The organism is Nocardia otitidiscaviarum NBRC 14405 (assembly GCF_000308635.1).
Lineage (GTDB): Bacteria > Actinomycetota > Actinomycetes > Mycobacteriales > Mycobacteriaceae > Nocardia > Nocardia otitidiscaviarum.
The window spans coordinates 162,459-175,853 of sequence record NZ_BAGD01000054.1; the positions used below are offsets into that span (position 1 = coordinate 162,459).

Consider the following 13,395-nt stretch of genomic DNA (forward strand, 5'->3'; position numbering starts at 1 on the left):
ACCACCGTTATCGGCTCGTAATCTTCCTGAGACCTCGCGGAGTCCGACCCACCAAACCGGTGCGGCGTCGCGGGGCAGATTGGAAGTACCTCATCATGGCGACCAACACCGTCAAGCGACAGGCCCGGGGCGTGCAGCGCAGTGCGCAGCGAGCCGTCGCGGCCGGCGCAGTCGGCGCTGCCACGCTGAGCGCGCTGCTGCTGCCCGCCGCCCCCGCATCGGCGCAGCCGGTGACCATCCCCGGCGTCGGCACCTTCGACGTCCCCGATCAGGTTCAGCTGCCCGCGGGCATTCCGGGTGTACCGGAGTCCGTTCCGGTCGTGATCCCGCCGATTCCGGGTGTCGAGGTGCCGCCCGCGCCCGCCCCGTTCGTCGCCCCGCAGAAGACCGCGGGGGAACTCGCCGTCGACGCCGCGATGAGCAAGGTCGGCTCCCCGTACGTGTACGGCGCCGCGGGCCCGAACGCCTTCGACTGCTCGGGTCTGGTGAAGTGGTCCTACGCCCAGGCTGGTGTGGACCTGCCGCGCACCAGCTACGAACAGCTCAACGCCGGCACCCCGGTCTCCTACGACGCGCTGCAGCCCGGCGACATCGTGTCGTTCTACGGCGGCGGCCACTCCGGCATCTACGTCGGCAACGGTGAGGTCGTGCACGCCTCGACCTCCGGCCAGCCGGTGAAGGTGGCCCCCATCTCCTCGATGCCGTTCACCGGAGCCCGTCGCGTCTGACCTGCGAAATCCACGGCGGCCGTGACCCTTTCGTGTCCTACTGGACACGCACGGCCGCCGTTTCGTAACCTTATCGAGACCTTTCTTTCCAACTCGGGGTAAGAGACGGGGACACGCCGACGGTGGCAGCGCAGCAGCGGATACAGCGAACCAAACGACTCGTGGGCGGGGCTCTGACGGTCGGCGTCCTGGTCGTCGCCGGTTACGGAGGCGGCCCGGCCACCGCCGACCCGGTCACCACCCCCGCCACCGCCGGTGAGGCCGTCACCACCCTGGTGGATCTGTCCCGGCAGTCCGAGCAGCTCAATCAGGCCGCGCTCAACGCCCAGGCCGACCTCGATGCCAAGGTCGCCGCCGCCGAGGCCGCCGACGCCACGGCCGCCGAAGCCGCCCGGGTCCTCGGCGACGCCCGCGCCGAGATCGAGAAGTACCGGCCGGTCATCGACCGCGCGGCGGCCGCCGCCTACACCGGCGGCCGCAACAACCAGCTCACCGCGCTGCTGGCCAGTAGTTCACCGCAGCAGCTCCTCGACCAGATGTCCACGCTGGCGCTGGTCGGCAGCCGCACCGATGCACAGCTGAGCGAGTACAAGAAGGTCAGCGACGCGGCGGCAGCCGCCGAAGCCGCCGCCCGCGCCGCCGCCGACGCCGCCAATGCCGCGCGCGCCCAGGCCGACGCCGTGCGCGCCGACCTCGAGCACAAGCGTTCCGAACTCCAGGGATCCATCGCACAGGTCATCGCCGCCTGGGGGCAGCTGTCGGCCAGCGACAAGTCCGCCCTCGCCGGATCCATGTTCCCGCCCGGCTTCGACCGCGACACCCTGCTGCGCGGACTGGTACCCGGCAGCGGCACCAGTGCGCTGGCCGCCGGACTCACCCGGGTCGGCGCGCCCTATGTCTGGGGTGCGGTCGGTCCCGACCAGTTCGACTGCTCCGGCCTGGTGCAGTGGGCGTTCAAGCAGGTCGGCAAGAACGTGCCGCGCACCAGCCAGCAGCAGTCGCAGTTCGGCACGCCGGTGGCGCAGGCCGATCTGCAGCCCGGAGACGTGGTGTTCTTCTACCCTGAGGTGTCACATGTGGGCATCTACGCGGGCAACGGTCTGATGCTGCACGCCTCCACCTTCGGCGTGCCGGTAGCGGTCGCCCCGATGGGCTCCACACCCTTCCATTCGGCGCGACGCTACTGATACGAGGCGGGCATGGGCGTTCAGGTGTGGAGGCAGCGGCGGGTAACCTCGCGGCGCTCCGCTCATGTCCGGAGGAGAGAGTCGGCGCGAGAGGTCGGGCGGGGCGCCGGGGCGCACGCGGCACGGGGGACGTGCGCGGAGGCGGCAATCGGGCGATGCCATGCCACGCCCCGCTCATGCCCGAAAGGACGCGGCATGAGCGCCCGGGCGCGGAGGCGGCAGTGGGGTGTCACGACGCAGCGCCCCGCTCCTGCGGGAAAGAGCGCAGCATGAGCGCGCTGCGGGGGTTGCGGGGGTGGCTGGGTACGCGGCGGCGGTTCCAGTTCGTCGTCACGCTCGTCATGGTGATGACACTGACCGGGACCTGCGGTGCGTTGCTGCTGCTGCCTACGACGGTGGTGCCGAAACTGCGGGCGGGTACGCCGCCCGCCGCGACGCCGCAGTCGAGTGTGGTCGCCGATCCGCAGCTGGAGCGGGTGCGGCGGACGATGGCGTCCTACGGGGAGGTGGTCAGCGAGACCGTCGCGCTCCGGGACGGGCAGGCCGGGATCGTGCTCGGACATCCGGCGCAGCGGGATGCCATCGACATCCTGGCCGCCGAACTCGACGACGCCACCGCGGCCGTGACCGCGCTCTGGGGAACCGGCTGGTCACGCACTCCCGTGGTGGTGATCGCCACCAGCCCATCGGAATTCGCCGGACTCACGAACACCGTGGGTGAGGTGCCCGCCGAGGTGGCCGCGGTGACCGTCGCCGATCCGTTCCGGCCCGGGAGCCGACCCACCGGGCAGCGGGTGGTGTTCGGTCCGGAGTCCGGGGAACGCCTCGGACCCGACGGGCTGCGCTCGGTGCTGCGGCACGAACTCACCCATATCGCCACGCGCGCGGTGACCGTGGACGGGTCACCACAGTGGATGCTCGAGGGTTTCGCCGAATACGCGGCACATCGCGGCGGAGACCGGACCGCCGCCGAGATCGCGCCCACCCTGGCCGCGCGGGCCCGCGCCGGCGAACTGCCGCGCGACCTGCCCGCGGACGCGGTCTTCGCACCGGGCAGCGGACAGGCCGCGTCGGCCTACGAACAGGCGTGGTCCGCCTGCGCTTTCATCGCCGACGAATTCGGCGATCCCACACTGGTGAACCTGTATCGCTCCCTCGCGACGGGTCCCAAGAACGTCGCGGCCGTGGACGACATCCTGCGCGACACTCTGGGGACCCCTCGCGAGGGTTTCCTCGCCCGCTGGCGATCGTGGATCGTCACCCGGACGGCGGCGGGGGCGTAGCCCGCGCACGGACGTCCCGATCGTAAGGCGGCGGGTGTAGCCGCGCGGCGGTGGCGCGCACGGATGCCCCCACCGTGTGGCGGCAGATCGCGCACACCGGTGGCTCACTGCCGCCCGGCGGGCTCCAACGACCGTGTCTTCGGTTTCGCGTGCTCCCCGCTGCCGGAGTGCGAGTGCCGCGCGCTCACCCCCGCTGCCGCGCCACCAGGAGATGGAACGGCACCGGGCCGCCCGGGAGTGGTTTGTCCTCGACGTCGAATCCCGCTCGTCCCAGCGCGGCCTGGATATCCGCCACGGGGCGCAGTCGGAATCCGTACGGCGTGAAGGGCATCTTCGCCATGGCGTCCGGGTCGCCGACGCCGATGACCAGGCGGCCCTTCGGGCGCAGCACCCGGGCCAGTTCGGCGCAGGCGCGGTCCAGGTCCGCGACGAAGTAGAGGGTGTTGACGGTGATGGCGGCGTCGAGGCTGTCGGCGTCGAATGGCAGATCGTCCAGGGAGCCCGCGAGCGGCCGCAGCCGACCGGCTCCGATCTCGGCGGTATGGCGGGATTTGGCGCGTGTCAGCATGTCGGTGGAGATCTCGACGCCGTACACCACCCCGTCGGCCCCGGCGCGCTCGAGCAGCAGCGGCAGTCCGACGCCGCCGCCGAAGCCGATATCGGCCGCGACCTCGCCCGCCGCCACCTCGGCGGCCTCGACCGCCGCGGCTATCGCGGCCCGGTTACCGCGGTTCAGCATGAAAGCCACGACTTTTCCGAGGGGACCGCTGGGATGACCGAGCTGCCCGGCCACGATCGACATCAGTCGTCCGGCAAGTGAATTCATGCTCAGGCAGCCTATGCGGCGCGGCCGGTCCCGTCATCGGCGGTGCGCGCGCATATGCGCATACGACCGCGGCCGGTGCGTGTGCTGCGGGCCGGGCGGCCGGGCCCGCGCACGGGACGATTCACGGCATGTCGGCGCGGGAACGCGGCGTGGCGCCCCACAGCGGGTGCACGAAGTCGGCCGCGGACCGGGCGGCGGAGGCCGGTGCAGTAGTTTGAGGGCATGGGGCGAACTCTCCTGGTTACCAATGATTTCCCGCCGCGGCCGGGCGGCATCCAGTCGTACCTGCACGCGCTCGCCCTACAGTTGCCCGCGGACGAACTGGTGGTGTACGCGCCGCGCTGGCGGGGCGACAGCCACTGGAAGTTCGACGCGCAGCAGCCGTTCCAGGTGGTGCGGCATCCGACCACACTCATGCTGCCCACCCCGCTGGTGCTGCGGCGCACCCGCAAACTGCTGCGCGACGAGCAGTGCGACAGCGTGTGGTTCGGGGCGGCCGCGCCGCTGGCGCTGCTCTCGCCCCTGCTGCGCCGGTCGGGAGCCGAACGCATCGTCGCCTCGACGCACGGGCACGAGGTGGGCTGGTCCATGCTGCCCGGTTCGCGGCAGGCGCTGCGGGTGATCGGCGATCACACCGATGTGGTGACCTACGTCAGCAAATACACGCGGCGGCGGTTCGCGGCGGCCTTCGGGGCGCAGTCGGCGCTGGAGTATCTGCCCCCCGCCGTGGATTCGGAGACCTTCGCACCCGATCCGGCGGCACGGGCCGAACTGCGCGCCCGCTACGGCCTGGGCGACCGGCCGACCATTCTGTGCCTGTCCCGGTTGGTCCCGCGCAAGGGTCAGGACGTACTCATCCTGGCCATGCGCTGGATCAAGGAGCGGATCGACGGCGCGGTGCTGGTCATCGCGGGCAGCGGGCCGTACGAGCAGAAGCTCCGGGCGCTCGCGCAGGCCATGGGCGTGGCCGACGACGTGGTCTTCACCGGTCGCGTGCCCGCGGCCGAACTGGCCGCCCACCACACCATCGGCGATGTCTTCGCCATGCCCTGCCGCACCCGCGGATTCGGTCTGGACGTGGAAGGGCTGGGCATCGTCTTCCTGGAGGCGTCCGCGTCCGGGGTACCGGTGGTGGCGGGCGATTCGGGCGGCGCGCCGGAAACCGTGCGGGAGGGCGAGACCGGCAAGGTCGTCAAGGGCGGCGACCCGATCGCCGTCGCCGATGCCATCGTCGAGATCCTCTCCGACCGCGATGCCGCCGCCGCCATGGGCGCCGCCGGACGCGCCTGGGTACAACGCCAGTGGCGCTGGGACGCCATGGGCGCCCGCCTGCGCCACCTGCTGGATCCCGCACCGCACCCCGTCCGCCCCGGCCCCACGCTCGACTGATTCCCGGTCCGCTAGGCTCAGCCGGGTGAGCAGTATCCAGGTTGCCGACCAGACGTTCGTCGCCGCGCCCGGGGCGGCGGTGGGCGAACTGCTGGCCGATCGCGCCCGCTGGCGCCACTGGTGGCCCGACCTCACACTCGACGTGCGAGAAGATCGGGGCGAGAAGGGGATTCGCTGGACCGTCAAGGGACCGCTGACCGGCACCATGGAGGTGTGGTTGGAGGAGATGCTCGACGGCGTCATCCTGCACTACTTCCTGCACGCCGAACCGCCGGGCGCGGACGGCTTGTCGGCGCGTGATCTGATGGCCCGCAATCGGGCGCGCCGGGTCGCCGGGAAACGGATGGCCTTCGAGATCAAGGCGCGACTGGAGGCCGGACGACCGGCCGGCGTCGCTCCCGCACCCCGCTGAGCACCGTCGCCACCACCGTCGTCGCTGGAAAGGAAGCGTTGCCCGATATGGCCGACCGGACGCAGAGGTCGATCGTCATCGACGCCCCGTCGGATCGGGTGATGGCCGTCATCGCCGACCTGGAGTCCTATCCGGAATGGGTGGCCGCGGCGCACGCGGTCGACATCCTGGAGAAGGGCTCCGACGGCCGTGCCCGCACCGCCCACTTCGTGCTGGACGCGGGCGTCGTGAAGGACACCTACACCCTCGCCTACCGCTGGCGGCCGGACGGCAAGGCGGTGAGCTGGACGCTGGTGAGCGGTGACCTGCAGAAAGCGCAGGACGGCAGCTACGAGCTGATAGATCTGCCCGACGGCGGTACCCAGGTGGTGTACGAGCTGACGGTGGACCTGAACATCCCGATGATCGGCATGTTCAAACGCAAGGCCGAGAAGGTCATCACCGATACGGCATTGAAGGAACTCAAGAAACGGGTCGAAGGCTGACCGCGAGCAGGACCAGGCCGCAACCATCAACCACCCGGGTGGAACTGTTCGTCGGCAAGGGCGGGGTGGGCAAGACGACGCTGGCCTGCGCGACCGCCATGGCGTACGCGCGGGCCGGGCAGCGCGTGCTGCTCGCCTCCCTGGATCAGGCGCATTCGCTCGGTGACGCGTTGGGGGTGCGCATCGCGCACGATCCCGGCACGGTGCCGGGTGTGCAGACGGTGCGGCCGGGCCTCGATGTGATCGAGGTGGATTCCCTTGCGCTGCTGGAGGATCGGTTCCGCGAGGTGCTGCGGATGCTGTCCGGCGCGGGACACGATCACGGTATCGACATCGGTGCGCTGGACCCCGCCGAGCTGACCGGACTGCCCGGCGTGCAGGAACTGCTGGCGCTGCTGGAGATCGCGCAGTTCGTGGCGGACGAGGACTGGGATGTGGTCGTGGTGGATTGCCCGCCGTCGGCCGATATGTTGCGCATCGTCACCGCACCCGACACGCTGCTCGGCTACCTGGAACGGGTCTGGCCCGCGCACACCCGGACGTTGAGCGCCATCGGCGCGGATCTGCGACGCGCGGTGCTGGCCACCACGGTGGAGCGGATCGCGGCCGCGGTGTCGGGTGTGCGTGATCTGCTCGCCGATCGCACCCGCACCGGGGCGCGCCTGGTGACCGCCGCCGAACGGGTGGCGGTGGCGGAATCGACGCGGGTGCGCTCGGCCGCGGTGCTGCTCGGCCTGCGGCTGGACGCGATCCTGGTGAACAAGGTGCTGCCGCCCATGCCGCCCGTCGAAACCCGCGAGCTGCCCGATGCGGGTTCGCTCGCCGGTCCGGCACACCCCGCGGTGCAGTGGTATTTCAACCGCCGTGCCGAGCAGTTGGAGGTGGTCGCGGAGTTGCGGCGGCGCGTGGACCCGACACCGGTCGTGGTGGTGGGGCACACCGGTGCCGAACCGGTGGGTCTCTCGGCGCTGTCGGCGATGTCCTTCGATGTCGATGCGAGTGGCGGCTGGGTCGGATCCGAACCGGTCCCTATGCTGGGATCGGAAGTTGACGGTGTGCCCGCTGTCACCGGCGAGCCCATGGTGCGGCTGGAATCGGGGGCCGGCGTGCGGTCGGTGTACGCGATGCGCATGCACCTACCGGTGGTCGATCCGTCGACCCTGCGCCTGGGACGAGTGGAGGACGATTTGATCGTGGGAGCGGACGGGGTCCGGCGTCGCCTGCGCCTTGCCCCGGTGTTGCGGCGGTGCACGGTCGAGAACGCCGAACTCGAGGGCGAACACCTCATCGTCCGATTCCGACCCGACCCTCAGGTATGGCCGATATGAGCGACCAGCACACCCGTGACCACCACGGCGCGAGCGAGGAGAACCTCGCCGAATTCGCCGCCGAACTCCGCCTGCTGGCCGAGGCCGTCCTGGAGCGTGTCGAACCCGTACTCCGTAAGACCGCCGCCGACGGCCGCGCCGAATGGTCCAGTTGCGCCTGGTGCCCCGTATGCGCCGCGGCGGCCCTGCTGCGCGGCGAACACCACGATGTGGTGGCCGCCATCGCCGACCATGGCACCGCCCTGGTGACGGTGCTGCGCGAAGCCCTCGCGGGAGTGCCGGTGGAGCCGATCATTCCGCCCGAGGTGGATCCGGATTCGCCCGAATATGCTGGGGCGCATCGGCATTCGTGGAACGAGCACGGTGCCGGGCCGGAGGGTGGCGCGGGGTACACGGGTCATCCGGGCGCGGCCGCCGGGGCCTGGACCGAGGGCATGGCCGGCGCTCCCGGCGCGGATCCTGGTGCGCCGGAACCGGATTCCGCGAGCCGCTCCGATGCGGCGGCCGGTCGTGATGCGGCGGCTGGCCGTGATACCGCGACCGGCGCTGATGGCGCGACCGGCGCTGATGGCGCGACGGGCTCTGACGGCGCGACCGACTCCGGGGCGGTGTCCGGCGCCGGGTCGGCGACCGGTCCAGCGCGCGGCGGCTTCTGGAGCACGGTCGCCGCGAATCTCCGCTCGCCGGACCGAGGTTCGACGGGTGGCGACGCTGCGTCGGGTGGTGAGAGCGGCGGCGGGAACCCGGTCGGTCCCACCGCCAGCGCCGGTTCGGGCGGGTATGGCAACGCGCCCGGATTCGGGGGCGCCGCGGGCGCCGATCCGTCGGCCACCTATCGGCAGCATTCCTACGACGAGACCGCGCAGCGGATCCCAACCTCCAGTCGCACAGACTGGTTCACGGCGGCCGCGGGTCCGAGCGGCGGCGGTCCGACCACATCGCCGGGCGATGTGGGCTCGTCGGCCGAACCCGCACGCCCATTCGCCGAGCCGACGCGTCCGGTCGCCGGTGAAGCCGGGCGCGGAGGCGGCGGGCGCGGGCAGGTGTCGGGGGGCCGCGGGCAGGAGTCGGGTAGCGGTGTGCCGTCGGCGGGCCGCGGTGGAGCGGGCGCGGGGCGCGGGGTACGGGGCACCGGACGTGAAGGGGCGGCGCGGTCCGGCTATGTTCCTATCTCCGTGACCATCAAGCCCCCTACAACATGACGGCCGCCATGGGGCAGCCGCTGACCGTCGGCGTGGATGTCGGCGGAACGAATATTCGCGCGTCCGTGGTGGACGGCGCGGGCGAGGTGCTGGATACCGTGACCGCGCCGACGCCGCAGTCGGCGCGGGCGCTGGAGGACGGGCTGGCGCGGGCGGTGCGCGAACTGTGTGCGCGCCATCGGATCGGCGCGGTCGGGCTCGCGGTGGCCGGATTCGTGGACGAGGACCGGGCCACGGTGCGGTTCGCCCCGCATCTGCCGTGGGAGGACGCGCCCGTCGCCACCCGGCTCACCGAACGGCTCGGCCTGCCCGTGATCCTGGAACACGACGCCAATTCCGCCATGTGGGCCGAGTACCGGTTCGGTGCGGCCGCGGGTGGCCACAATGTGGTGCTGGTGGCGATCGGCACCGGGATAGGAGCCGCGCTGCTGGTCGGCGGCCAGCTGTATCGCGGAAGCTACGGTGTCGCACCGGAACTCGGCCACATCCAGGTGGTGCCCAACGGCCGCGCCTGCGCCTGCGGCAAACGCGGCTGCTGGGAACGGTATTGCAGCGGCACCGCGCTGGTCGATACGGCGCTGGAGCTGTTGGCCACCGATCCACAGCGCTCCACCCTGCTGGCCCGCGAGGTGCACCGCGATCCCGATTCGCTGACCGGCCGCCGGGTGGCGGGCGCGGCGCAGGACGGCGATCCGGTGGCCCTCGACGTGATGGCGGACTTCGCGCGCTGGCTCGGCCTCGGACTCGCCGCCGTCAGCGATATCTTCGACCCGGACCTCATCGTCATCGCGGGCGGCGTGAGCACCTCGGCCCCGCTGTTCCTCGACGATGCCCGCGACCACTACGCCCAGTCCATCACCGGCGCGAAGCACCGGCGGCTGGCCCGCATCCGCACCGCGCAGCTCGGGGAGGCGGCGGGCATGATCGGCGCGGCCGAACTCGCCCGCGCGGCCCTGGTGGCGAACCCGGACGCGGTGTCGGCGGGCAACCCGCCCTGCTGAACCGCGTCCCGGACGGATCGGTGTCCACCGGACCACGCTGTGCCTGCCGGACTGGTCTGTGTTCTCGCGACCGGATTGCGGTGTTCCTGCGGACTGGGTGTGGCATGTGCTCGACGGCCCGCTGCGCGTAGTGTCGGCGTTGTCCGAGGTGTCCGTGGGAGTGGGGCGTGTCCGCAGCACCCGGCTGTGTCCGCCGGATGGGCTGCGTCCGTGCGGCGCGGGGCTGTGTTGGCGGCGCGGGGCTTGTGTTATCGGGGGAGGACAGCGTTCTCGGGCAGGGCCGTGCTAGTGGGCCGGTGACCCGTGTCGGACGCGTACCGTTACCGTCGGACGCATACCGCCGGCGCGGCGGGGTATGCCGAAGGCGTTGCGGGCCGCGGCGTCTCGCCCCGGCCGCGACGGTGGCCTTGAAGCGCGGGCCGCTGCCAGCAGGTTCGGTGTGTGCCAACCGTGTGAAAACTGCCGCCGGGGTTGGTTACGCCGGAGTCTCGGCGGTAGAGTCGGCAGCTGACGGTGGTGCCCGCAATGAGGCCGGTCCCGATCAGGAAAATCAGGGGAAAGGACGCGATGTTCTACTGGCTGCTGAAGTTCGTGTTGGTGGGACCGCTCATGCATCTCGTCAACCGACCCGAGGTCGAGGGAGTGGAGCACATCCCGACCAAGGGCGCGGCGATTCTGGCCGGTAACCACCTGTCGTTCACCGACTGGCTGTTCACCCCGCTCATGAGCCCCCGACGCATCACCTATCTGGCCAAGGCCGAGTACTTCACCACCCCCGGCATCAAGGGCCGTTTGCAGAAGTTCTTCTTCTCCGGCACCGGCCAGTACCCCATCGACCGCAGCGGTGCCGACGCCGCCGAATCGGCCCTCAACACCGCGCGCAAGCTACTGGCGGAGGGCCGCCTGGTCGGCCTGTACCCGGAGGGCACCCGCTCCCCGGACGGCCGCCTCTACAAAGGCAAGACCGGGGTGGCACGCCTCGCCCTGGAGACCGGTGTCCCGGTGATCCCGGTGGCCCTGATCGGCACCGACGAGGTGTGCCCACCCGGTCCGTTCCGCTGGCGCAAGAAGAAGGTCATCGTGAAGTTCGGTGCGCCCATCGACTTCTCCCGCTACGAGGGCATGGGCGGCAACCGCTTCGTGGAGCGCGCCGTCACCGACGAGATCATGTACGAGCTCATGCGGATGTCGGGGCAGGAATACGTGGACGTGTACGCCGCCAGTCTGAAGAAGGGCGTGCCCACCGGTTCGCGGCCGGACGCCGACCGCATCCCGCAGACCATGGCGGGCTGACCACCGGACCGACCCCCGATTCGACGACGAGCCCCCGGGAAGACCGAGTCTTCCCGGGGGCTCGTCTGTTGCTTCCGGTTCTCAGCCAGCCGAGGTGGCGGTGTGCCGGACGAGCCGCCGGTGCGCCTCGATGGCCTCGAACTTGGCGAGGTTGTGCCGGGCGTCGGCGAGGGCGTCGTGCGCGTCCTTGGGGACGGGCGGCAGTGCGGGGCGGCCGTGCTGATCCCAGTGCTGGCGCAGTTCATTGGTGTAGCGGGGGAGGGCGTTGGGCAGGTCCACCATGGAGCCCCAGAGCTGGCAGAGTGCGACGTGGTCGTACGCGCCGACCCAGGCCCACAGTTCGGGTTCCACACCGGGGCGGGGCACCAGGAATTTGTAGAGGTCGTCGCGGATGCGTTCGCGGCTGCGCCACAGCGGGGAGGAGGGCGGCGGCAGCTGCGGGAGCACGTAGCGGCGCACGAACGGACCGGCCTTGGATTCGTCGAATTCGGTTGATACCGCGTAATATTCGCGACCGTCCTCGCACACCACCGCGATTGAGACGAGGTCGATGACGATCCCGTCCTCAATGAATTCGCAGTCATAAAAATACCGCAAGGTCTCGGCCAGCTCCTCGGTCGGTGGTCGTCGGCACCCGCCGTCGACCCGCGTGTGGCGGGCATCCCGGCCGGGATACCCAGGGAACCACCCTATGTGCAGGCCCTGCTCCCGGCGTCGCTGGCATCCGGGAACGGCCGGCTCCCGGCGACCGGTCGGAACACTTCGGCACGGTGTGGTCGATTTCCACCCTGGGTGTAATCCACACGACGATTGCGGGTCCGTATTCTGAACGGGTGAACTGGACCGTCGACGTACCGATCGATCGCTTGCCGGAGTTGCCTCCGTTGCCCGCCGAGCTGCGTCGGCGGCTCGATGACGCGCTCGCCCGGCCCGCGCTACAGCAGCCGTCCTGGGATCCGGAGCTGGCCGCCAAGATGCGCACCGTGCTGGAGAGCGTGCCGCCCATCTGCGTGCCCGCCGAGGTGGAGGAGCTGAAGCTACGCCTGGCCGAGGTGGCCCGGGGTGAGGCGTTCCTCATGCAGGGCGGCGATTGCGCGGAGACCTTCGCCGACAACACCGAACCGCATATCCGCGGCAATATCCGCACTCTGCTCCAGATGGCGGTGGTGCTGACCTACGGCGCCAGCCTGCCCGTGGTGAAGGTGGCCCGCATCGCCGGGCAGTACGCCAAGCCGCGCTCGGCCGACCTGGACGCGCTGGGGCTGAAGTCCTACCGCGGCGATATGGTGAACTCCCTGGTCGCCGATCCAGCGGTGCGCGAACACGATCCGTCGCGACTGGTCCGCGCCTACGCCAACGCCTCCGCCGCCATGAACCTGGTGCGCGCGCTCACCTCCGCCGGCATGGCCGACCTGCACAAGGTGCACGATTGGAACCGCGAATTCGTGGCCCAGTCCCCGGCCGGTGCCCGCTACGAGGCGATGGCCACCGAGATCGACCGCGCCCTCGCGTTCATGAACGCCTGCCGGGTGAACGACCCGAACCTGTCCAGCGCCCGCCTCTACGCCTCGCACGAGGCCCTGGTGCTGGACTACGAGCGGGCCATGCTGCGGCTCAGCGAGCACCCCACCACCGGTGAGCCGGTGCTCTACGACCTGTCCGCGCACTTCCTGTGGATCGGGGAGCGCACCCGCCAGCTCGACGGCGCGCACATCGCCTTCGCGGAGCTGCTCGGCAACCCGATCGGCCTCAAGATCGGCCCGAGCACCACCCCCGAGATGGCGGTGGAGTACGTGGAGCGGCTGGACCCCAACAACGAGCCCGGTCGGCTCACCCTGGTCGCCCGCATGGGCAATGGCAAGGTGCGCGACGTGCTGCCCGCCATCATCGAGAAGGTGCAGGCCACCGGTCACCAGGTGATCTGGCAGTGCGACCCCATGCACGGCAACACCCACGAGGCGTCCAACGGCTACAAGACCCGCCACTTCGACCGCATCGTCGACGAGGTGCAGGGCTTCTTCGAGGTACATCACGCGCTGGGCACCCATCCGGGCGGCCTGCACATCGAGCTCACCGGCGAACACGTCACCGAATGCCTCGGTGGCGCGCAGGACATCTCCGATCTGGATCTGGAGAACCGCTACGAGACCGCCTGTGATCCGCGCCTGAATACCCAGCAGTCCCTGGAGCTGGCCTTCCTGGTCGCGGAAATGCTGCGCTGAGAACCGGATTCACGCGTGTGGCCCGTGCCGATCGGCACG

Annotated in this window: 13 protein-coding genes; 11 read left to right on the forward strand and 2 right to left on the reverse strand. The window is 70.8% G+C overall.

Features of this window, described 5'->3' with window-relative positions; translation table 11 throughout:
- Positions 1-95: 95 nt before the first annotated feature.
- The 3 genes from ON31_RS10790 to ON31_RS10800 all read left to right on the forward strand — a co-directional run bounded on the left by ON31_RS10790 (position 96) and on the right by ON31_RS10800 (position 3,198).
- Positions 96-728 (forward strand): C40 family peptidase, encoded by a 633-nt coding sequence (locus ON31_RS10790; RefSeq protein ID WP_051037075.1) that lies wholly within the window; start codon positions 96-98, stop codon positions 726-728.
- A gap of 161 nt (positions 729-889) precedes the next feature.
- Complete coding sequence (locus ON31_RS10795; protein WP_039812260.1) at positions 890-1,915, forward strand: NlpC/P60 family protein; 1,026 nt, start codon at positions 890-892, stop codon at positions 1,913-1,915.
- Between the two features lie 269 nt (positions 1,916-2,184).
- Positions 2,185-3,198, forward strand: a complete 1,014-nt coding sequence (locus ON31_RS10800) for a M48 family metalloprotease (RefSeq protein ID WP_039812263.1) — start codon at positions 2,185-2,187, stop codon at positions 3,196-3,198.
- 184 nt (positions 3,199-3,382) lie between these two features.
- Here ON31_RS10800 and ON31_RS10805 read toward each other — a convergent pair whose 3' ends face one another.
- The gene (locus ON31_RS10805; RefSeq protein ID WP_039812264.1) at positions 3,383-4,024 is read right to left on the reverse strand and encodes a methyltransferase domain-containing protein; all 642 of its coding nucleotides are present in this window, start codon (positions 4,022-4,024) and stop codon (positions 3,383-3,385) included.
- 222 nt (positions 4,025-4,246) lie between these two features.
- On the opposite strand from ON31_RS10805, the gene ON31_RS10810 reads away from it, so the two are divergent.
- From ON31_RS10810 to ON31_RS10840, 7 genes are all read left to right on the forward strand, one after another.
- A complete protein-coding gene (locus ON31_RS10810; protein ID WP_051037076.1) occupies positions 4,247-5,413 on the forward strand; it encodes a glycosyltransferase family 4 protein in 1,167 nt (388 codons plus the stop codon).
- A gap of 25 nt (positions 5,414-5,438) precedes the next feature.
- On the forward strand, positions 5,439-5,825 hold the full coding sequence (locus tag ON31_RS10815; RefSeq protein ID WP_039812266.1) for a hypothetical protein: 387 nt from the start codon (positions 5,439-5,441) through the stop codon (positions 5,823-5,825).
- A 47-nt stretch (positions 5,826-5,872) separates the two neighbouring features.
- The gene (locus ON31_RS10820) at positions 5,873-6,310 is read left to right on the forward strand and encodes an SRPBCC family protein (protein ID WP_039812268.1); all 438 of its coding nucleotides are present in this window, start codon (positions 5,873-5,875) and stop codon (positions 6,308-6,310) included.
- Between the two features lie 38 nt (positions 6,311-6,348).
- Positions 6,349-7,638 (forward strand): ArsA family ATPase, encoded by a 1,290-nt coding sequence (locus ON31_RS10825; RefSeq protein WP_039812269.1) that lies wholly within the window; start codon positions 6,349-6,351, stop codon positions 7,636-7,638.
- Positions 7,635-8,840 carry a hypothetical protein gene (locus ON31_RS37825; RefSeq protein WP_255222050.1) on the forward strand — a complete coding sequence of 402 codons (1,206 nt, stop codon included), beginning with the start codon at positions 7,635-7,637 and terminating at the stop codon, positions 8,838-8,840. Before ON31_RS10825 ends, ON31_RS37825 begins: the two co-directional genes overlap by 4 nt.
- An 8-nt stretch (positions 8,841-8,848) precedes the next feature.
- A complete protein-coding gene (locus ON31_RS10835; RefSeq protein ID WP_370450482.1) occupies positions 8,849-9,841 on the forward strand; it encodes an ROK family glucokinase in 993 nt (330 codons plus the stop codon).
- Positions 9,842-10,408: 567 nt separating this feature from the next.
- Positions 10,409-11,134, forward strand: a complete 726-nt coding sequence (locus tag ON31_RS10840; RefSeq protein ID WP_029929345.1) for a lysophospholipid acyltransferase family protein — start codon at positions 10,409-10,411, stop codon at positions 11,132-11,134.
- A gap of 81 nt (positions 11,135-11,215) precedes the next feature.
- Here the strand turns inward: ON31_RS10840 and ON31_RS10845 are convergent, their stop codons facing one another.
- Positions 11,216-11,731 (reverse strand): polyadenylate-specific 3'-exoribonuclease AS, encoded by a 516-nt coding sequence (locus ON31_RS10845; RefSeq protein WP_039812274.1) that lies wholly within the window; start codon positions 11,729-11,731, stop codon positions 11,216-11,218.
- Positions 11,732-11,967: 236 nt separating this feature from the next.
- Here ON31_RS10845 and ON31_RS10850 point away from each other — a divergent pair, with 236 nt between their 5' ends.
- Positions 11,968-13,356, forward strand: a complete 1,389-nt coding sequence (locus ON31_RS10850; RefSeq protein ID WP_039812276.1) for a class II 3-deoxy-7-phosphoheptulonate synthase — start codon at positions 11,968-11,970, stop codon at positions 13,354-13,356.
- The last annotated feature ends 39 nt before the right edge of the window (positions 13,357-13,395 follow it).

Coding starts and splice junctions, on each gene's coding strand:
- ON31_RS10805 (WP_039812264.1), bottom strand. CDS start 4,024: ATGAATTCACTTGCCGGACGACTGATGTCGATCGTGGCCGGGCAGCTC.
- ON31_RS10840 (WP_029929345.1), top strand. CDS start 10,409: ATGTTCTACTGGCTGCTGAAGTTCGTGTTGGTGGGACCGCTCATGCAT.
- ON31_RS10800 (WP_039812263.1), top strand. CDS start 2,185: ATGAGCGCGCTGCGGGGGTTGCGGGGGTGGCTGGGTACGCGGCGGCGG.
- ON31_RS10820 (WP_039812268.1), top strand. CDS start 5,873: ATGGCCGACCGGACGCAGAGGTCGATCGTCATCGACGCCCCGTCGGAT.
- ON31_RS10810 (WP_051037076.1), top strand. CDS start 4,247: ATGGGGCGAACTCTCCTGGTTACCAATGATTTCCCGCCGCGGCCGGGC.
- ON31_RS10835 (WP_370450482.1), top strand. CDS start 8,849: ATGGGGCAGCCGCTGACCGTCGGCGTGGATGTCGGCGGAACGAATATT.
- ON31_RS10790 (WP_051037075.1), top strand. CDS start 96: ATGGCGACCAACACCGTCAAGCGACAGGCCCGGGGCGTGCAGCGCAGT.
- ON31_RS37825 (WP_255222050.1), top strand. CDS start 7,635: ATGAGCGACCAGCACACCCGTGACCACCACGGCGCGAGCGAGGAGAAC.